Here is a 19787-nt window from a genome sequence, read left to right as displayed (position 1 = left end):
TACCGGAATCATGCCCTCAAGAAAATTGCTTAACAATTTTAATTATTTGATTGTCTACTTGACACGGAGCCGCGCCGAGTCCCCTGATGGTCTTTTTGCCGTTACTATTATTCACCATGCAAAATATCTAACGCCAACTCACAATACGTCATATTTGCCCATGAGAACCAATCCCGGGTATATTGACTCGTATCGTCCACACTAACACTCTCATGACATTGACCGGTTGTATTATCAGTGGTCGCAATCTTTTCTAATTGGGTGAGCTTCGTTGCTTGATCAGTTGAAGTCAGGCCCACCATAGCCAGACTAATTGGCCAAACGTACGCTTCCGGCGTGTGATTACTCCCAATTCCGGACAAAACTTTGCCTTGATAGTAATACGGATTCTGATGACTAAGAATAAATTCTCGCGTATTTTGATAGATGACATCATCCACATCTGTATAACCAATAAACGGCAAAGCTAACAAACTTGGCACATTAGCGTCATCCATCAATTTTTGATGGCCTAGCCCATCAACTTCGTATGCGTAACCCACTTGACCACTCGGCAACGTAACCATTGCATAGCGCGTAATACCTTGCTTAATCGTTGCCACTAACTCTTGAACACGGTCCTTTAATATTTTAAAACTGGCCGGTATTAATGGCACTAATCGCGTCAAAACTGCGACGACAAACATATTGGACGGTACATGATAACCATATTCACAAACATTATCACTCGGTCGGAAGCCGTCCCAAATCATACCGGTATAACTAACGGGCGTTCCTTTTCCTTCATTCGCTAAAGTATCATTTGCCGGACAGTCAACGCGGCTAAAATAATACGATGACGCGTCATGATGCTGCTCGGTTTCGAAGACTGTCATAATAATTGCTAAGGTCTGCCAAAACTCATCGTCTAAATGATCAGAACTACCAGTTCTTTCATATAATCTCAGCGCTAGTAACAGGGGTGCGCATAGCGAATCAATTTCAAATTTTCGTTCCCAAACTAAATCTGAAACCGGAATGTTGGACTCGTCATCACTCCAATGAGCGCCAGACGCAGTTTGATTAAAGGCATTGGCATATGGATCATGTTGGACATAGCGCAATTCACGCCGTAACACACCAACTAGCACTGGGATTAATTCCGGCACTGCTTGCGTCAGGCTAAGATAAGGCAGCACTTGAAAAGTGGCATCTCGTAGCCACATCGCTGGAATGTCACCAGTTTTAACGAAAAACGTCCCATCAGATTCTGCCGTAGTGGCCTTTGCCAACGCGTCGCTCAATAAATTCCGAAATAACTCAGTAGTTCGAGCCGTCGGTAGGGTCTGGTTGGCCGCATAAGCCTCCACTTTTTTAATAACTTCGGCTAACTTAATCTCCATTTTAACTAATCTCCTTCTTAGTTAAAACACCCTGCGACTAGGCAGGGTGTTTTAACTTTTAGCAATTGTTGAACGAAACTGGATAAATGCCATAAGTCCGAATTTCACCTGGACGAAAATCTGCTAACGATAAGTCGGTCACACAATCAGCAAGATTATCAATCGCCACATGATTTAAATTTAACTGTTTGACAACACTCGTTTGACCAAGCGTTAACTTACCAGGTGTTGCTAGTGATTTCTTAGTTGGATTATACACCCGTAAGACTAATCCAGTTTGATCTGGTGTCGTCGTTAATGAACTAATGACTAATTTTGGTGCAGTTAACTGTAATAATGGTAAATGCGTCAACGTCGCTGCAGTCGCATTAATCTGGAAATATTGAATCGGACTCGTAAACCGATCTAGTGTCTGATTCTGGTACGCCATGGTCCCAATAGACAACGCATGATGGCGCTGTTGGATTGTTGCCGGATCGAATTGTTCATCAAGACAGATCCCACCCCTAAAACTCATTGGTCCTAATAATTGACTATCCGGTGTCGGTACATACTTAGTTTGTAACCCGGACGCATCACTCGGCCGACGAATGAGATCCGGCCGTCCTAGAAAACCGACCCCTCGAAGTAACGTAATGGCTAATTGATCATAATGCTGCCCAATTACTTGAAAGTCCTTTTCACCTAAACCAATCACTGACCAACTACTATTCTGATCATGAATATTGACGAAATGTAACATTGGTCTTAAGGCCGTTGTTTCTTCATGATACCCAATCGCTCGCCAATCAGCTAAATGGGGATCAATCACAGGACGCTTAATCACGCCAAAAGGTGTATCAGCATAGCTATTTTCAGCTTGTACACTCGTTTGTACTAACAACCGTAATCGATGATCTTTCACCTGATTATCAAGGTCAAGTTTGAAACCAATCGTTTCATTTGCATGTTGTAAAGTTAACGTCAACTGATATGGCACAGCGGTTTCACGAACTTTTTCAGCGCGTTGCGATAAATCAGCTGGCAACTGCCACGTTCCTGTCAAGGTTAGTTGGGAATGATATTTTCCCGTTGTACCATGAATAACCGCTTGTTTGAAATCAAGGTTTAAAAGCCAATCTTGATAGGCAGGTGAATAATCATAGGTATCACCCTCATCGCCGCTATCTTCTACTTTTAAAAAGTCTTCATAAGTTTGCTGCGTCCGCTTATCAATTAAGGTGATCCCCGATTTATCAGCCACAAGCTGATAAAATTCATTTTCAATTGAGTCAACTGCCGCTGACTGAGCAAAGGTTCCCGCAACTTCAATAATTTTGGCGCCGGCCCAATCAGTCGCTGCAATTGTTACTGGCAATGCAATCGTTGTCTCGTAGTACAAATCAGGTTTCATTGCTGACCGATCATGTCGCAAAGTAGCCATATCAACAGTTACTTGTTTCAAAACTTGAAATGTAACGGGATTTTCCTGTTCATCAGTTAACTCAAATTTAGACGCCCGCGTCGCCAACGTGACTGTTTTGATAGTGTTCGTAGCGTTTGCTGTAGCGTTCCAGAAGAACAGATCAAGATCACCATCAATATGACTGCTTAACTTACGCAATAAATAAGCTTTAACGGACGTCGCTAATTGTAGTGCCACCGTGCCACGATGGAAGATATCCTGATTGGTGGCATCACTGTTACAGCCACCCGAAGAGTCATGGGCTTGTCCACGGGCCACTGCTTTCCAAACCTCTGCGACAAGTCCCTGCTTCGTTTCAATACCATGGTATTGGGCAATGGCCATCAATGGTTCAACTTCATAAGTCATTAGACGCTCAATCTGATCATACAACTGTTTTAAATCTGCCCGTGACGAGTAAATGCCGCGATGAATTTTCGACGTGCTAGGATCGACAAACTCACCTTGATAAGTTGGCAAATCGGCTTCCTTTGACAGCGCGTCAAAATATTCTGGGTAAGTACTTTCATGTAAATGGTACTCAGACTGGGCCGTATTAGCAGCGGCGATCCGTTGCTTTAAGTTGAAGTCTACTGGCCGCTGATCACCACCCACCGGCAATGCTAAATGACTGACCTCAGTATCTGAACTGATTTTGTGCAGCAATGAGACGTAGTCATCTGATTCCATTAACTCAGCGCCCACTGGATAACCATTACGTAAATTCGTCACTAATACTTTTGACTCATCATCACTAGTCCAGTAGAAATAACGGGCAGAGTTTTCCGCTGGCATGCCCCGCCAAAAGATGGCCTTATCAATGCCAAAACCACGGTAAATCTTAGGCATATCTTGCCCTTGGCCAAATGAATCCGGCAAATAACCAATCGGCATCGTCTTGCCCAACGATGCTGACAATGCAATCCCTTGTTGCAAATTTCGGACAATTGATTCGCCAGAAGTGACTAGTTCATCAATCTGCGTGTACCAAGGCCCGACAAACAAACGACCGGCAGTGATGAACTTCGTCATCGCTGACCTTTTTTCGGGATCAGTTTGCAAATAATCATCAACAATCGCCATTTGACCATCCAATAAATAATAATCAAGTTGATTTGTCGCTAACGCCTGTAAAACTTCATCCATATGATAGGCAAATTGAACACGGGCATCTTGCCGTGTAAAGTACCATTCAAAATCCCAATGGGTATGGGCAATTACCGAAACTTCTTTCATAAGTCGACTCTCTTTCTAACGAGGACTAAGCAGCATCTTCGGCCGCTGCAGCCTTAGCTTGTTTTGCAAATTGGGCGCGTTCGCTTCGTTGATTTAAAATGACAAACGGTGAGTAAAGTAAAACATCTAAGATAACTAGGACCAAGGTCAAGACAACTGGACTCGTATGGAACGCCCCTAGAATCCAAGTACTTAAGAAGATTGGTTCATTACCCGAGTTCAGAACAACCAATGGCACAACCCAACCAATTTTAGTGACGGTGTAAGCAATAATCGCATTCATCAACGGTACAACTAGCCATGGGATAAACATAATTGGATTCAAGACAATGGGTAACCCAAAGATAATCGGTTCATTAATCCCAAAACAACCTGGAATAAAGCCTAATTTGGCAATTTCGCGCTCTTTTTCACCTTTTTTGGTAAAGATCAACATGGCAATAATTAGTCCAAAGGTTGCCCCAGAGCCACCAATCATGGCATAAACGTTAGTCATGGTATTTGGTGCAATCGTAATGCCAGCAAAGCTTTGCGTTGCCGCATACTTAGCAACATCTTGTAGGAAGACCGGCAACCAGAACGCTGACATCACGCCCCAAACAATGTTAAATCCGTGTAAGCCAAGGAACCACAGAATTTGTTCCACGATAATGACGACAATAATAGCTGGTAACCCAGTTCCAACAGTCAAAAGCGGCTTGATCAAAACTTCAGAGATTAATTCAATTAATGAAACGAAACCTAAACTTTGAATAATAATTCGAACAATCCCAAACATCAATAAAGCTCCAGTAATTGGGATCAATGACGCAAATGAATCGAAAATGTTTTGTGGGACGCTGTCAGGCATTTTAATCGTAATCTTGCTCTTACTCAACCGTGCATAGATATAAACGGAAATCATCCCAACGATCAAACCGGTAAACATCCCCGAATAATCGAAGAATCCCGTCGCAAAGCCTTCAATCACTTTAGCTTTAGGATCTGCAAAGTTGATATTCTTAGGCACCATTACAAAGTAAGCGGCCAAAGCCAAAATTACAGCCAAGAATATGTTGATATCTTGATACTTCTTCTTTAGTTCTCGTGCATATGAATATGACGAACTCAAAACGACAATAATTCCAATAATCCCTAATGTGGCAGTATTTAAGTAACCAAATAATTCACTCGTATTTGTTAACCAGACATTGGTAATATGAGCACTTTTAATCCAGGCATCGAGTTGCATCTTAATCAAATTGGAGAAAGAACCAATGATTGAGAAAGGAATCGTCATGATGAAAGCGTTTTTAATTGCTTGCAAAATACTATTTTGTTGCACCCAACCAGAAGCTTTAAGTAACGGTTCTTGGAGCTTTTCGACATTGAAGGCCATAATCTGCTACCCCTTTTTATAATGTATTTTCAGAAAGCGTTTTCTAACACTTTTGATTATAGCAAGAATTGAGTAGATGTAAAGAAGAATTTAAAGATTTGTATTGCCAAATTTAGATAATTTTCGTTATATTTGTATACATATAATTTAGTTATGCTACAATATGACTATTACCTAGGACGATTGGAGCGAAATAAGTTGTATAGATATAAAGAAATTTATTCTGATATTAAACGCGATATTTTACGCAACCATTATCGCGCTGGGATGGCAATGCCAACTCAGGAAGCATTAGCTCATAAATATAAGGTGAGTCGTTTAACGTTGCGCAAATCATTACAACTATTAAGTGATGAAGGGTTAATTTACAGTCAGCAAGGTTCCGGAACCATTGTTCGATCACAAATTGCTAATAATAACGGTGAATTATTACCCTTGGATCTCCCCATTGGCACAACCTATACTCATCGGGATCAAAAAATCACTAGTAAAATTTTGCTTTTCAGTGCACGGCTCCCCGATGAAACGGAACAAAAAAACTTACGAATAGCTGCTAATGAGCCCGTTTACGAAATTAAACGTGTCCGTTTCCGTAATGGTAAACATTACAGCTTTGAACATACCATCATGCCAACTCGGATTGCACCACTCGATAAAAAGATTTTGGCTGGTTCCATTTATGATTATCTCGGAATCAAAAAGAATCTCTTCATGACTGATGCCCGTCGTGTTGTCTATGCACAAGCAGCCAACGAAGAAAGTAGCCAAGCGTTGGCTGTTACAGTTGGTACGCCAGTATTAGTCATCGAACAAATCGCTTATGACCAAAAAGGCGATGCTTTCGAATATTCCATATCACAATTTATTGAAGATCATTCTAAATTCGTGATTGACGTCCATCGCAGTGAATATTGGTGATTAATAAAGACTCACAACTAGGCTTTTTCCCAGTTGTGAGCCTTTTAATTTCACTGTCCTTACCTTACTTTGCACAGCGTTGCCGAACTATTTTAACCATCTTCAAGGTGAGTTCTTGAGATAAACCCGTGTAGTTTTCCGGTTTTAGTAAATTATTAAGCTCATCCTTCGAAAACATCTGGCCTAATAACTCGTTCTTCAATAAAATATCTTGATACGATTTATGATTAACCTCCGCATCAATTGCCATTTGATAGACCATCGTATGCGCACGGTCTTTACCAATCTTTTTTGCTAAAGTCATCATGATATATTCACTGTTATCAATACCATGATTAATCGTCGCATTTGCATATAGTCGCGACACATGCACTTGCAAAGTCTCGGTTAGTGCCACCGTGCGACTCAAAATTTCACGCATTAACCCCACGGCTTCAGTCAGTAGGCCATCGAACAACATATTAGAACTACTATCAGCTTCAAATGGCCGAGCACTTGAGTAGTAACCCACTTGCGTTAACGAGTAGAGCTTCTGCGCATTCGCAATGATACCTTTAGACAATTTAGGATTAATCTTATGTGGCATCGTGGAACTCCCAATAGTGCCCTTCTGAAATGGCTCAGAAACTTCCCCGAACTCTTCAATTGAAGTTTGAAAGACCTCCTCAGCAATCGTCTCACAATTATTCGCTAACAAAGCGAGCGCATTAATATACTCAATCTGCGGTGTGTGGATGGCCCGTGAAGGAATCATCATTACCGGCATATCCAACAACTCCCCCACTCGTGCTTGAATCTTGGGACCAACTGCACCCACAGAGTTAAAAGCACCCACTGCGCCTCCCATCATAATGGTAAATACACGTGGTTCCAATTGTTCAAGGCGGTCTAGACTCATGAGCATGTCAGACAGCCACGTTGAAACCTTATAACCATAAGTAATCGGAATCGCATGTTTACCATGCGTGCGACCAGCCATGACACTCGCCGCATTATTTTCAGCTAACATCGCTAAATTTAACAAAATTGTTTTTGTCATGGTCAAAAACTTATGATTAATCTGCTTCAAAATAATATTTTGTGAACTTTGCTGAATATTTTGAGTCGTCGCGCCATAGTGAATATACTTACCACTTTCCGAATCACAAGTTTGAACAAAGACTTTAACAAAGGGCACAAAACCATGGCCAACTTGGCGCTTAATTTCAGCCATTTTCGTCAAATCTAAATTTTCAACTTTAGCATTTTTCTTAATTTGTATTGCCGCTGCCTTAGGAATTAAACCATTCTCCGCTTGGGCAGTTGCCAGAGCGCTTTCGACATCTAACCAGGTCTGCAGTTTCACGCTTTCTGAAAGTAACTGCTGAATACCTTGATCATCGAGAACCGTACTCATTGAATCTGTTAATGCCATAATTATCGCCTCACTCTTTCAATCTAAAAAAGGGCCAGATGACTGACATCCGGTCCTTCACTTAATCATTTAGACATATCTTACTTTTGATAAGTTAATGTGCCTACTGAATCACCATGATCAACATATTGCGGTTCAACTGTTGGAACACTATCAATCTTGTCCATGTTTGTATAAACAATAACAACGGTTGTTCCTTTACCACCGGCTTTAACCTTGTCTAAATCCATGATGGCAAGTGGGGTGTTTGGTTCAACTTTTTCGCCAGCCTTAACGAGCATTTCGAAAGGTTCGCCATTTAATTCAACCGTGTCGAGCCCCATATGAACTAAGACTTCAAGACCTTCATCAGTAGTAATCCCAATCGCATGTTTCGTTGGAAAGACGGTTGAAATCGTTCCAGCTACCGGCGAAACAATATCATTATGTGACGGTTCAACAGCAAACCCATCACCCATCATTTTTTGTGAGAAAACATCATCTGAAACTGATTCGATCTTAATCAATTGACCCGTAGCTGGTGCCACGACAGCTTCTGTTTTATTTTTCTTAAATAGTTTAAACATAATAAATCCTCCACTCAATTTAATGATTGCCGTTTATAGACTTCGTAATGGCAATTTTCGTCTAAATCAATTGTCGTAATCAGCAGGTTACTCGTTAACTTTTTCAAATCTGCTAATTTTAAGCCACTAGTGACGCGCTCTCCTGGATTCACATAAAAAGTAATTAGCTCGGCAGGCACTGCTGGTAATTGCATGACCACTGGTATCTTTGAACCGGCAATGATGATATTGATACTTCGATCAACTTGTGAATAAGCGTCAATAATCCCTGCTACCGGCGCATAAATATTAGTATCCTCACATTTCATCACAATTTTCATTTTGCCATTAGCCGTGACGATATGATAAATACTGTTAGTTGGTAATTCAATATGAATATCCCTTTTAATTACTGTCATGCCGCATCAATTCTTTCGATTTGGTCATATCCATCATTAACATCTGTCGGGCAATATCCGTCGCATCCGCAATCTCGACAAATATTCGAGTATCAACAGTCTTAACGGCTGTTACACCAATTCCTAGCTGCAGCATAATATCAAACGGATCAACCCATGAGACATCTTTAACTTGTACGATAATCTGGTCATTTGACACTGTAATTTGTTGAATATTACCATCCAAGCCAAAACACTCATAGAGCATTGTTGCTTTTTCACCAATTGGTGTTAAACCGTATTCATCAAGCTCAGCATCGTAAATATCCAGACCTGATATGAGTTGTCGCATTACACTAAGTATTTGGGGGACGTCCAAACCGACAATTACTTGAATCGCTTTCCCATGTCGAACAACGGTAATGGCACCATCCGCAATAAATTGCTTATCGGAAGCCACTGCGGTCACATCATTTACAGTGACCCGAATTCGTGAAGCACAATTAACGATATCCTCGACATTGGCACTTCCGCCTAAATCCTTCAGGTAATCAACCGCCTGCTGAGAGAAACTATTTCCTTTCCTCATCCTAGACATCCTCCTGAATCAATAATAATTGCTAAGCAGAACAACTAGCAAAACTGATTGTGCTTAACATAACTTTTACTTAATTAGCCTTTTCAAATTTACGATTCAGAATCTAATCAGGAAACGCTAACATTTGCTGCCATCAAATAGGTGCTAATCTTCCAAGTCCTGATTAGTACTACTAATATAGTTTATCAGTCCCATACTGAACAAATCTATCAAAACATGTAAATCTGAGAAAAATTGTTCTTTTCGATTCTCATAACTCACATTTTTTGAGACGGTATCATAATAAAGATTGTATTTTGCTATTTGTGACAACTTGTTTTGTCGAAATGATGTAAAGGCCAAGGTTTGCACACCTTGCAAATTAAAGTTTTGTACCATCTTTAACACAACATCATTCATCCCAGAATAAGAAATCACAATCAGCGCATCATTTGCATCAATATGTGTTCGCGACAAACTCATCTCGTCAACTGCACTCGGAAAACTAAATGCCATTTTGCCTGACAAATATAGGTTGCGTTGCAACTGCTGTGCCACAATTTGCTGTTCCCAGCCAGTTGAGTAAATGAAGATTGTTTTAGCTCGATTTAACATGCCATAGATATCATCCAACTTGGTACTTTTAAATTGATTTGACATCCATAAAACTGATTTAACGGTTTGTGACACAAAATCAATATTCACATCTTGAACTTGCTTTGCTTCTTCCTGCAATAAATATTTAAGCTGGCTAAAACCCGTTAACCCTAATTTTTGACACGCTCTAAATATGGACGACTTAGAAAACAATGACCTCGTTGCAACATCTGCTAAACTTGCCTCTCTAACCATCGCTCGATTTCGGTTAATAAATTGGATAATTTCTTTGTCCGTTTCATTTAACTCACTAAAGTGTTCGTTTTCCAGAGCTTCTAAATTCAAATCGTATCCCTCAATCTAATCTGTATATTCATTTAGTAAACGTTTTAATCTACTAAACTTCTTAGATTATAACATGCCCATTACTCACTATTTAAACGGTGAATTGCCTGGTATGACTGCTTTATTGCCTAGTTTTACAAAACAATTAACGCCTTAATTCAGCTCAAAAATTACCATTCCAGTCCCATTAGAAAGTTTTAGGTTTAGTGACTGATACCATTATATTAACAAAGGAGCGCACCCTTATTTTACTATCTAAGTTTGCTCTCCAATTGTTATCCTTATTCTATTTTTTCGAATTACTTCAATTCTGGCCAGAAGTCTTTATTAGCAACAACCATGTCATCAAGAATATCCTTGGCAACACCAGCGTCAGGTACAATCTTGCATAAGCTGAAGGCTTCCCATAACTTCGTGTAAGAATGCTCTTCCCAAGCATCAACAGCTAACTTTTCAACACTGTTTTGTTCGGTAATTAACCCTTTCTGGAAGGTGGCAGCTTTACCCATGGCGATTCGTTCAGCACCAGTTGCACCAAACAGGCAAGGAACTTCAACCGTTGCAGTTGGGTCAATATTTGAAATAGCACCTTCGTTAGGGATGATTGCTAGCATTCGTTGTTTAGTATCGTAAGCAATTGCGGTACATAGATCAACAATGTACGTTGAGTGTTGGTCTGAAACGAAGTTAGTATCCTTAGCACTATTATTCTTAACGATTCGAGCACATTCACCAAAGACATTCTTTTGACGATAGGCTTCAACTTCGTCCGTCCGAGTATAGTTAGGATCTGAGTGTTTAACCACTTCAGTTGGATAGAGATAATACTTCAAGTACGTATTAGGCAACGTGGTTGGGTCCAAAGCATAAACATCAGCCGCCATCTTGAAAGTTTCTTCCCAACTAGCTTCAGTATTCTTATCATAGTCGCCGCCAACCCAGTAACCATTCTTAGCAACGTATTCCTTCAAGGCAGGCATCAAATCTTTACCAGTCTTGTCGCGAATATCTGTCCACCAACCAAAGTGGTTCAAACCATAATAACGGAAGACTAATTCATTACGATCCTTCAAATTAAGAATTGCCGCCATCCGGTCCATGATATCAATTGGCATATCACAAATATTAATAATCTTTGAGTTTGGACGTAAACGGCGAGTTGCTTCAGCAACAATCGCAGCAGGATTTGAATAGTTTAACATCCAAGCATTTGGTGAATACTTTTCCATGTAGTCAACTAATTGAATGACACCTGGAATTGAGCGAAGTCCATAAGCAATCCCACCAGGGCCAGTCGTTTCTTGACCAACAACACCATGTTTGAGCGGAATCTTTTCATCTTGGCTCCGCATTGCATATTTACCAACCCGGATCTGAGCCATCACAAAGTCAACATCTGAGAAAGCTTCCTCTGGATTAGTCGAAGCTTCAAATTCAACTTCTGGTGCGCGTTCCTTGACTAAGATACGACAAGCATCAGCAATTTTCTTTTGGCGTTCACCATCGTTATCGTAAAATTTTAATTTTCGTAACGGGAATTTTTTAATATGTTCCAATAAAGTTAAAACGATTCCTGGGGTATAGGTGCTACCGCCACCGGCAATTAATACGGAAAACTTTCTATCATCCATGAGTAATTCCTCCTAGAACTATTTGTGTTTCACTTGATTACAGTCTTAATATTACTCCGAAATTAAGCGCTTTCAATGCTTTGGAACGAGTTTGGAAACAGTTTCACAAGCTATCCCATGTTTCATAAATTGAAATATATTTCAGAGTTCTTTCAGCTCACAAATCCCCAAAGTAAGCCATTTACAACGACTGGCACACCCCTATCGATTTTCCAATAGTGTTTCACCAATCCGATAATAATCACTAATTTGATGGTCCACTCGCAGATCTACTGGCAGGCTAATAGCAGTTGCTTGCGGGTCTCTCACCAAAATAACCTGACCAGTTTGCGCACGGTTCGCCGCTTGAATACCCGAAACAGAGTCCTCAAAAATGGCACTTTCAGCACCGTTCGCACCAACATTAGCCATCGCCTTCAAAAAAATATCAGGTGCCGGTTTACCAGGTAGTGAAGAATCATTCAAGGCAACCTGATCAATCGCAAACCAACGTGCTAGGCCCAAATTTTTAAAGAAGAATTCAACATTGGGGCGTTCTGAAGCAGTGGCAATATTTAACTTAATACCTTGAGTACGACAGTTATCCAAAAATTCAGATAATCCAGGAACTAAATGGAAGTTTTCCGGTTGAGATAGACACAAGGTACGATAACCTTGTTCTTTAGCTTCACTCATTGTTTCTAATTCAGTCTCAGTAATTGGTCGATGAGCATAGTATTCAAAGGTATATCGATTATTACGCCCAGCAATATGGCTTTGAAATTCTGATTCAGTCATTTTAACATTAAACACTTCAGCCAAGAAATTTCCCCAAGCTGTCTTTTGGAAAGCAGCGTCAAAAAACATTGTGCCATTAAAATCAAAAATCAGGGCATTGGTCATGCTAATCACTCCTCATTTATTTTTCCCGAATTGTCAAATCAAGTGCAACACTAAGTAAAATAAACAAAGACATGGAGCTATACTCATTAATGTAATCTGAGTTTGATTGGTGAGAAGAGCTTGAAAGCTTCACAGGCACTTAGATAGCCAAGTGACTTTCTGAGTCGGTTGTTAAGGGCAGCTTGGACTTCAGTGATGTAGCTATCTGTATAGTTCTTCATTGATTTACCTTTAGGCATAAACTCACGGATCAACCCATTTTGGTTCTCGTTACTACCACGTTCCCAAGGTGAATAAGGATGGGCAAAATAGACCTGAGTTCCTTGGACCTGGTTAAGCAAAGAGAATTCACTACCGTTGTCAAAAGTGATGGAATGAAATTTGTCCCGGCCATACTGGTTAATGATAGCTTGTAAGGCATCAAGACAGGTTTCGGCGTGATAGTCGGGGATCTTGACGATGATTTCAAACCGGTTTAAACGTTCGGTCAAAGTCATGACAGCTGGTTCGCTAGCGACTCGCTTCCCCTTGACCAGGTCACCTTCCCAATCACCAAGCAGTAGACGATCATCAATATAGCTTGGACGATCATCGATGGAAGTTCCTAAGTTCTTCTTGTTCATGCGTAGATGGGGCTTATGGCTGCCCTTAACTCGGCGGCGTAATTTCATTGGTAGATCACTATTGTTCAAGTCAAGCATTCCCATATCAATATAACGGTAAACCGTTGGGGTTGATGGACAAGGCTTGTCTGGATGATCGCGCCGAAAACGATGGACAAAGCTATCAATACTATCCCACCGGACATGCTTTTTAAGAGCCTTACAGAGCATTGAAAAGAACAACCAGCAGCGGTTTAAGAGTCCGTTAGCATGGCAGTTTTTACGGTGCTTGAGGTAATTAGCTTGTCCGGTCTCAGCGAAGTATTGATAGTATGGTAAGTAGTTTGAATTAAGCTGACGAACCGTGCCACGCTTGAGCTCACGGCTAATTGTACTAGGGCTTCGATGGAGTCGTTGAGCAATAGTTCGAATTGAATAATGATCTTCATGAAACGCTTGAATGGCGCCTCTTTCAGCTTCCGACAGTTGTTGGTAGTTATGAGTAGTGGTAATATTTAATTGGGTCATGGAGAGTCCTCTTTCTTTATTCGTGGTGATTAAAGTATAGGTCTCCATGGCCTTTTTGTTTACTTTACTTGGTGTTGCACTTCAATTTTAAATCCGGGCTCATTTATTTTTACAAAACAACAGCCCAGTCATCACACTAAGTGCTGGCCAGGCTGTCTTCAATCTTATATTACCAATTTTACGCAATCAAATTATGATTCAAAACGCTTATTTTAAACCAATGGTAAACAGTAACCAAGTACAGATCAAGTAAAATGGTGTACTGCCAATAATCACGGCTAAAGTCTGCTTATCAACGGCTGTTGATTGTGCTGCAACGATGTTTTTCGATAGATAGAGCACAATTAAACCTAGAATAACTGAGATCACATTACCGACCATCAATTGTAAGACGGTTAAAACACTAAACGTTACAATCACCGTCATCCGGTTGGTCAATAGCACCGACTTTCTAAAGTAAAGCACATAAGCAACAATCAAGTCCATCAATGTCACGATGAACATTACCGTTGTGATTGGACTCTGCTTAAAGTAAGTCTCTAACCCCATGTTATTCATGTTTAAAGCCAGAGCAATATAAGCAAAGTAAGCTACTGGGACGATCATCAAAACTGCAATATAAATATTCAGCGCTTTTCGTAAATCATAATGCAATCCGGTGATGACTCGGTCAAAAAATCTTGAAATTCTACCATTCTTTGCAACCATCTGGCTGACCCCCTACCTACTGACTAACACTTCGCAACTAAATCAACGACAACATTGCTTGCGCAAACTTTTCGTGATCTTTCATATTGATTGTGACTTTCTTGCCATCAACCTTAACACTGTCAATGCCAATATTTAACTCTTTAAAGACTGATTCTTGATCAACCTCAGCTGGATTAACAACAGTGACAACTAATTCACTAGCAGTATCTTCAACATTTTCGATGTTTTGATCAGTCCCTAATGAATCCATCAGCAAAACAGCATTCTGTTGCATTGGTGTCAATTCTTTAACTTCTGGTTTTGATTCAGTATCCATTTGGAGTGGCCCACTGGACAAATCAGTCATCTTTTCGAGCACTTGAGCAACATCTAAACCAACAATAACTTGAATCGCCTTGCCGTGCCGAACCACACCAACAGCTTTATTAGCTTTAAACATGCCATCTGAGGCAACCTTTTCAGGGTCCTTAACCGTGACCCGTAAACGAGTGGCACAACTAGTCATGTCCTCAATATTCCCAGCACCACCAAGACCTTCAAGGTAAGCTTGGGCACGTTCAATATATGGATTTGATGTTGAACCAGTCTTTGCTTTGTATTCTTTCTTGTTGATTAACTTAGTATCTTCACCTTCTGCTTCACGGCCTGGAGTCGCATAGTTGAAGTGTTGGATCATAATCTTAAAGACAAAGAAGTAAATAACTGAGAAAATTAAACCAATTACAATTTGAAGAACCCAAGTGTGCCAATGGTTAGCCCACAGTGGAATCCAGTTCATACTCAAGAAGTTAATTAATCCACCATCGAACTGACCAACGATCCCAAAGGCGAACATCGTTGCATCCAAAGTAGCAGCTAATAATGAATGAACAACCCAGAGAACAGGCGCAGCAAACAAGAATGTAAATTCAACAGGTTCAGTAATCCCAGCGGCGATTGAAGTTAATCCAGCTGGAATTAATAATGCAGCAGTTTGCTTCTTACGGCTCTTTTTAGCGGTAACGTAGAATGCATAACAAATTGCTGGAATCCCGAAGACCTTTTCGTTACCAAACAATTCGAAGCCCATTGCTGGTGCTAATGACTTGATTGGTGCGGTACTGGTTGCAAATTGTGATAAATGTTGTAACCAGTATGGTTCTAGCCCACCAGCAACTGCGGCTGGTCCGTATTGGAATGGAATGTAAATAAAGTGGTGTAACCCAGTTGGAATCAGGACCCGTTGTAAGAAACAGTAGACCCAGACCCCAATTACACCGGATGTCTTCATAAACCCTTGTAGTGCAGAGATACCTAATTGAATCTTTGGCCATACTAAGCAAGTGACAAAGGCTAAAACAAACATTGCAGCGAAGCCTAAAATAACAACATACGATGATCCTTGGAACGTTCCTAACCAGTCAGGTAACTTCTTATCGAAGTACTTATTGTGTAGCCAAACCACGATCCCGGCAACAACTAAGGCCCCAACGATACTAGTATCAAGTGTCTTGATACCAGCAATCATGGTTAACCCACCATTAGTCGAGTTCGCAGAAAGTTCAGCGGCGTAGTTTTTAACCCCAAAGGTTGGGCCCCAGATACTTAAAATAGCACCTACGAAATAATTAAAAGTTAAATAAGTCACTAATGATTCTAGTGCGGCCCGGCCTTGTGATTTTTTAGCTAAGCCAATTGGTAGCCCGACAACGAACAGTAATGGGACTTGCCGGAAGATGGTCCAACCACCTTCTTCAATAGTGTACCAAATACCATACCAAGTCGTCGTAGTCTTTGCTAAACTTGGAAAAATAGCAGCATTGGTAAACAAGGAACCAAAGGCAACAATCAACCCAGCAAAGGAGAAGAGCAAAACAGGTACGAACATCGCGGCCCCAAATTTTTGCAGTTTCTGCATCATGATTAATTCATCTCACTTTTTTTAAATTAAAAAGAAAGACTAGTACAAATCATTGCAATAGTCCTTCTTAACTGCTACTTGTCAAAAACTAGTTAAGTTCTGGCCAGTAGTCCTTATTTGCAACAACCATATCATCTAAGATATCTTTAGCGACACCTGCATCAGGCACAATCTTGCATAAACTAAATGCTTGCCATAATTTCGTGTAAGAATGTTCTAACAAGGCATCAACGGCTAACTTTTCAACACTATTTTGTTCCGTAATCATCCCAGTCTGGTAAGTCGCCGCCTTACCCATGGCTAAACGTTCTGCCCCATTGGCACCAAACAGACAAGGCACTTCAACCATCGCTGTTGGGTCGATATTTGAAATGGCCCCTTCGTTAGGAATAATTGCTAGCATCCGTTGCTTTGTGTCATAAGCAATCGCAGTACATAAATCTACAATATAAGTTGAATGATCATCTGGTTTGAATCCAGTATCTTTAGCGGAACCATTCTCAACGATTCGTGCACATTCACCAAAGACTAATTTTTGACGATGGGCTTCAACTTCATCTGTTCGAGTGTAGTTAGGATCTGAATGTTTAACCACTTGGGTTGGATACGTGTAATACTTCAAGTAAGTATTAGGTAAGGTCGTTGGATCCAGGGCATAGACATCCGCAGCCATTTTGAAAGTTTCTTCCCAGCTTGGTTCGATGCCGTCTTCATAGTCGTCATCAACTAAATAACCATGTTTTGCAACATGCTTCTTCAATTGTGGCATCAAATCTTTACCAGTTTTATCGCGAACATCTGTCCACCAGCCGAAATGATTCAAGCCATAATATCTGAAGACTAAGTCGTTACGATCCTTCAATCCAACGATTTTAGCCATCCGATCCATAATACCGATTGGCATATCACAAATGTTAATGATCTTTGAGTTTGGACGGAGCCGACGAGTGGCTTCCGCAACAATTGCAGCTGGGTTAGAATAGTTAAGCATCCAAGCATTTGGTGAATACTTTTCCATATAATCGACTAATTCGATAACACCAGGAATTGAGCGTAATCCATAAGCAATCCCCCCAGGACCAGTTGTTTCTTGGCCGACAACACCATGTTTGAGTGGAATCTTTTCATCCAAGCTCCGCATGGCATATTTACCAACCCGAATTTGAGCCATCACAAAGTCAACATCCGTGAAAGCCTCGGCAGGATTAGTCGTTGCTTCAAATTCAATTTCTGGTGCGCGTTCCTTAACTAAGATTCTAGCGGCATCCGCAATTTTCTTTTGGCGTTCACCATCATTATCGTAAAATTTTAATTTACGAAGTGGAAACTTGTCGAGTCCGTTCAATAAAGTTAGCACAATCCCGGGTGTGTAAGTACTCCCACCACCGGCAATTAAAACTGAAAATTTACGATCATCTGCTGCGTGAGTCATAAAAATACCCTCCAAACCTTTTTATAGCTTCATATAAAGCGCTTTCATCAATTGACGTTTTCATTATTGCATGCTCACTACTGGACTGCAATAAGTTGAGGGGATTTAGAATAGCGTTTCAAGATTTTAAATTAATTTCAAGTTGTGGAAATTTTTTCATGAATTTGTACCCATCACTTAAAAACAGCTATATGTCAATGTTTTATCATTAACAAAAAATATAAATAGTCTAAATTTGATAGATATACATTATGCTTATAATCACAAAAAACTTATCAATCTCAGAAATAGCGTTCCTTAAATTCGTTAAAACAAGTAACAAAATGCTCATGTATTCACATACGAGTTTAAAGTATATCCTTTTTATTTTACGAAGCCAAAAAGGCGGCTCAAACCAGTCAACTGACTGGCTTGAACCGCCTTAAAGCATCAATAAGGGTTAATACTTCTGAATTTTCAAAAAGGTATAGTAATCGTGATTGTACAACATCATCTTCAAGTTTCGCCCTTATTAATTCTTTAACGCTTTGACAACAGCAGCACGCAGCGGAATCGATGGAAAAGCTCCCAGATGTTGTACTGTTAACGATGACGCCCGACTGGCATATGTGGCCGCTGCAACTAAATTAGCTAGATCTGGCTGCAGAACCGCACTGAGGGCACCAATAAAGGTATCCCCAGCAGCAGTTGTATCAACAGCCTTGACTTTATATGCCGGCACTTGTTGTTTAACTTGTTTAGTTGAAACATATGATCCGGCTGATCCAAGCGTGATAATCACGCCAGCAACGCCTAAACGATGGTAAAACTCAGCGTTTTCTCGATAGGTAGTATCATCAGTCACTGGAATTCCCGTGATGGCCGCGCTTTCTGTTTCATTAGGAATAATAATATCAGTTTCAGCTAGTAACGATTCTGGTAAGTCTTGATGAGCAGGTGCTGGATTCAAAATGGTCCTTTTTCCAGCTTCGTGAGCAATTTTAAACGCTTCTTCTGCCACATCAAGTGGCGTTTCAGCTTGAGCAACTACAAAGTCAGCTGCAACAATCGCTTCTCGAGCTTGATGAACATCCGTTGGCGTTAACTCAAAGTTAGCACCATGCTGAATAATAATTGAGTTTTGACCGCTTGCCACTAGCAGTATATAAGCTTGACCCGTCTGCGTTTTTGCAACACCAATATTTTCCGTATTGATATTATCCTTTTTCAAGGCAGTCAACATCATCTGACCATTTGAATCATTGCCAATTTTACCAATAAAGGTCGTCTGAGCACCTGAACGAACCGCAGCAATTGCCTGGTTTGCGCCTTTGCCTCCCGCAGCCTTAGAAAAGTCAGCCATTTCAATGGTTTCTCCTGGTTTAGGTAACGCCTGAATATGCAAAATATTATCGACGTTGATACTACCTAAGATGACAACTCGATTTGACATTAAGCATCACTCCTCACAATATTTTTAAAACGTGACACCACTCTCTAAAATGATATTTGAGAACGGTGTGCTTTCACCCGTTCGGATAAAGGCCTTATCATGAGTTAAATGCGCTTTCATTTCTGTATGTGGCATAAATTCAATGGGCACATCCACTAGTGATTTGATCGCTTCCAGTTGTTTCGGATTCTCAACCTTGATTTCTTCTGCAAGATAGACCTTTTGCACTTGTAACTCACTCAAAACATTTTTTAAAACGTCGATGAAAGTTGGGAGTCCTAACGTAACTGCTAAATCAATTTTCTTTGTGCCATCAGGTACTGGCATTCCAGCATCACCAATCATCAATGTGTCAAAATGTCCCATGTCAGCAATCACGTACGATATTTCAGTATTCAACACTGCACTCTTTTTCATTTAGCTTAAACCTCTTCA

Annotated in this window: 17 protein-coding genes; 1 reads left to right on the top strand and 16 read right to left on the bottom strand. The window is 40.5% G+C overall.

The window, feature by feature from the left end:
* Positions 1–107: 107 nt before the first annotated feature.
* From FFM74_RS11495 to FFM74_RS11485, 3 genes are read right to left on the bottom strand one after another with little or no spacing between them, the layout of a single operon-like run.
* Entirely contained in the window at positions 108–1382 is a 1275-nt protein-coding gene (locus tag FFM74_RS11495; protein WP_137626772.1) for a glycoside hydrolase family 125 protein, read from the bottom strand.
* Positions 1383–1440: 58 nt separating this feature from the next.
* Positions 1441–4062, bottom strand: a complete 2622-nt coding sequence (locus FFM74_RS11490) for a glycoside hydrolase family 38 N-terminal domain-containing protein (RefSeq protein ID WP_137626771.1) — start codon at positions 4060–4062, stop codon at positions 1441–1443.
* A gap of 25 nt (positions 4063–4087) precedes the next feature.
* On the bottom strand, positions 4088–5440 hold the full coding sequence (locus FFM74_RS11485) for a PTS sugar transporter subunit IIC (RefSeq protein ID WP_137626770.1): 1353 nt from the start codon (positions 5438–5440) through the stop codon (positions 4088–4090).
* A 198-nt stretch (positions 5441–5638) separates the two neighbouring features.
* Here FFM74_RS11485 and FFM74_RS11480 point away from each other — a divergent pair, with 198 nt between their 5' ends.
* Entirely contained in the window at positions 5639–6358 is a 720-nt protein-coding gene (locus tag FFM74_RS11480; protein ID WP_137626769.1) for a GntR family transcriptional regulator, read from the top strand.
* Between the two features lie 64 nt (positions 6359–6422).
* Here FFM74_RS11480 and FFM74_RS11475 read toward each other — a convergent pair whose 3' ends face one another.
* The 13 genes from FFM74_RS11475 to rbsD all read right to left on the bottom strand — a co-directional run bounded on the left by FFM74_RS11475 (position 6423) and on the right by rbsD (position 19769).
* The gene (locus tag FFM74_RS11475) at positions 6423–7772 is read right to left on the bottom strand and encodes a class-II fumarase/aspartase family protein (RefSeq protein ID WP_223877225.1); all 1350 of its coding nucleotides are present in this window, start codon (positions 7770–7772) and stop codon (positions 6423–6425) included.
* A gap of 80 nt (positions 7773–7852) precedes the next feature.
* Positions 7853–8338: a PTS sugar transporter subunit IIA gene (locus tag FFM74_RS11470; RefSeq protein WP_137626767.1), complete on the bottom strand. Its 486-nt coding sequence runs from the start codon at positions 8336–8338 to the stop codon at positions 7853–7855.
* Positions 8339–8352: 14 nt separating this feature from the next.
* Entirely contained in the window at positions 8353–8736 is a 384-nt protein-coding gene (locus FFM74_RS11465) for a hypothetical protein (RefSeq protein WP_137626766.1), read from the bottom strand.
* A complete protein-coding gene (locus FFM74_RS11460; RefSeq protein WP_137626765.1) occupies positions 8723–9304 on the bottom strand; it encodes a PTS sugar transporter subunit IIB in 582 nt (193 codons plus the stop codon). The genes FFM74_RS11465 and FFM74_RS11460 overlap by 14 nt, the downstream gene beginning before the upstream one ends.
* Before the next feature lie 153 nt (positions 9305–9457).
* The gene (locus tag FFM74_RS11455; RefSeq protein ID WP_137626764.1) at positions 9458–10234 is read right to left on the bottom strand and encodes a MurR/RpiR family transcriptional regulator; all 777 of its coding nucleotides are present in this window, start codon (positions 10232–10234) and stop codon (positions 9458–9460) included.
* Between the two features lie 299 nt (positions 10235–10533).
* Positions 10534–11865 (bottom strand): 6-phospho-alpha-glucosidase, encoded by a 1332-nt coding sequence (locus tag FFM74_RS11450; protein ID WP_137626763.1) that lies wholly within the window; start codon positions 11863–11865, stop codon positions 10534–10536.
* A gap of 201 nt (positions 11866–12066) precedes the next feature.
* Positions 12067–12747 (bottom strand): HAD family hydrolase, encoded by a 681-nt coding sequence (locus tag FFM74_RS11445; protein WP_137626762.1) that lies wholly within the window; start codon positions 12745–12747, stop codon positions 12067–12069.
* An 86-nt stretch (positions 12748–12833) separates the two neighbouring features.
* On the bottom strand, positions 12834–13877 hold the full coding sequence (locus FFM74_RS11440) for an IS30 family transposase (protein ID WP_137626761.1): 1044 nt from the start codon (positions 13875–13877) through the stop codon (positions 12834–12836).
* Positions 13878–14084: 207 nt separating this feature from the next.
* Positions 14085–14585, bottom strand: coding sequence for a hypothetical protein (locus tag FFM74_RS11435; RefSeq protein WP_137626760.1), 501 nt, complete (start codon positions 14583–14585; stop codon positions 14085–14087).
* A gap of 37 nt (positions 14586–14622) precedes the next feature.
* Entirely contained in the window at positions 14623–16488 is a 1866-nt protein-coding gene (locus FFM74_RS11430) for an alpha-glucoside-specific PTS transporter subunit IIBC (protein ID WP_137626759.1), read from the bottom strand.
* 88 nt (positions 16489–16576) lie between these two features.
* A complete protein-coding gene (locus tag FFM74_RS11425) occupies positions 16577–17920 on the bottom strand; it encodes a 6-phospho-alpha-glucosidase (RefSeq protein WP_137626758.1) in 1344 nt (447 codons plus the stop codon).
* Positions 17921–18431: 511 nt separating this feature from the next.
* On the bottom strand, positions 18432–19352 hold the full coding sequence (gene rbsK, locus FFM74_RS11420) for a ribokinase (protein WP_137626757.1): 921 nt from the start codon (positions 19350–19352) through the stop codon (positions 18432–18434).
* Between the two features lie 24 nt (positions 19353–19376).
* Positions 19377–19769 (bottom strand): D-ribose pyranase, encoded by a 393-nt coding sequence (rbsD, locus tag FFM74_RS11415; protein ID WP_137626756.1) that lies wholly within the window; start codon positions 19767–19769, stop codon positions 19377–19379.
* Between the last annotated feature and the right edge of the window lie 18 nt (positions 19770–19787).

It is taken from the genome of Lactiplantibacillus pingfangensis, assembly GCF_005404945.1.
In the GTDB taxonomy this organism is placed as follows: Bacteria; Bacillota; Bacilli; order Lactobacillales; family Lactobacillaceae; genus Lactiplantibacillus; species Lactiplantibacillus pingfangensis.
The sequence above is the reverse complement of the archived record's forward strand: the minus strand, read 5'-3'. Positions and strand labels throughout refer to the sequence as shown.

What these genes read in the sequence shown, in the direction of transcription:
- FFM74_RS11495 (WP_137626772.1), bottom strand. Translation starts at nt 1,382, where the DNA reads ATGGAGATTAAGTTAGCCGAAGTTATTAAAAAAGTGGAGGCTTATGCG.
- FFM74_RS11490 (WP_137626771.1), bottom strand. Translation starts at nt 4,062, where the DNA reads ATGAAAGAAGTTTCGGTAATTGCCCATACCCATTGGGATTTTGAATGG.
- FFM74_RS11485 (WP_137626770.1), bottom strand. Translation starts at nt 5,440, where the DNA reads ATGGCCTTCAATGTCGAAAAGCTCCAAGAACCGTTACTTAAAGCTTCT.
- FFM74_RS11475 (WP_223877225.1), bottom strand. Translation starts at nt 7,772, where the DNA reads ATGGCATTAACAGATTCAATGAGTACGGTTCTCGATGATCAAGGTATT.
- FFM74_RS11470 (WP_137626767.1), bottom strand. Translation starts at nt 8,338, where the DNA reads ATGTTTAAACTATTTAAGAAAAATAAAACAGAAGCTGTCGTGGCACCA.
- FFM74_RS11465 (WP_137626766.1), bottom strand. Translation starts at nt 8,736, where the DNA reads ATGACAGTAATTAAAAGGGATATTCATATTGAATTACCAACTAACAGT.
- FFM74_RS11460 (WP_137626765.1), bottom strand. Translation starts at nt 9,304, where the DNA reads ATGAGGAAAGGAAATAGTTTCTCTCAGCAGGCGGTTGATTACCTGAAG.
- FFM74_RS11450 (WP_137626763.1), bottom strand. Translation starts at nt 11,865, where the DNA reads ATGGATGATAGAAAGTTTTCCGTATTAATTGCCGGTGGCGGTAGCACC.
- FFM74_RS11445 (WP_137626762.1), bottom strand. Translation starts at nt 12,747, where the DNA reads ATGACCAATGCCCTGATTTTTGATTTTAATGGCACAATGTTTTTTGAC.
- FFM74_RS11440 (WP_137626761.1), bottom strand. Translation starts at nt 13,877, where the DNA reads ATGACCCAATTAAATATTACCACTACTCATAACTACCAACAACTGTCG.
- FFM74_RS11435 (WP_137626760.1), bottom strand. Translation starts at nt 14,585, where the DNA reads ATGGTTGCAAAGAATGGTAGAATTTCAAGATTTTTTGACCGAGTCATC.
- FFM74_RS11430 (WP_137626759.1), bottom strand. Translation starts at nt 16,488, where the DNA reads ATGATGCAGAAACTGCAAAAATTTGGGGCCGCGATGTTCGTACCTGTT.
- FFM74_RS11425 (WP_137626758.1), bottom strand. Translation starts at nt 17,920, where the DNA reads ATGACTCACGCAGCAGATGATCGTAAATTTTCAGTTTTAATTGCCGGT.
- rbsK (WP_137626757.1), bottom strand. Translation starts at nt 19,352, where the DNA reads ATGTCAAATCGAGTTGTCATCTTAGGTAGTATCAACGTCGATAATATT.
- rbsD (WP_137626756.1), bottom strand. Translation starts at nt 19,769, where the DNA reads ATGAAAAAGAGTGCAGTGTTGAATACTGAAATATCGTACGTGATTGCT.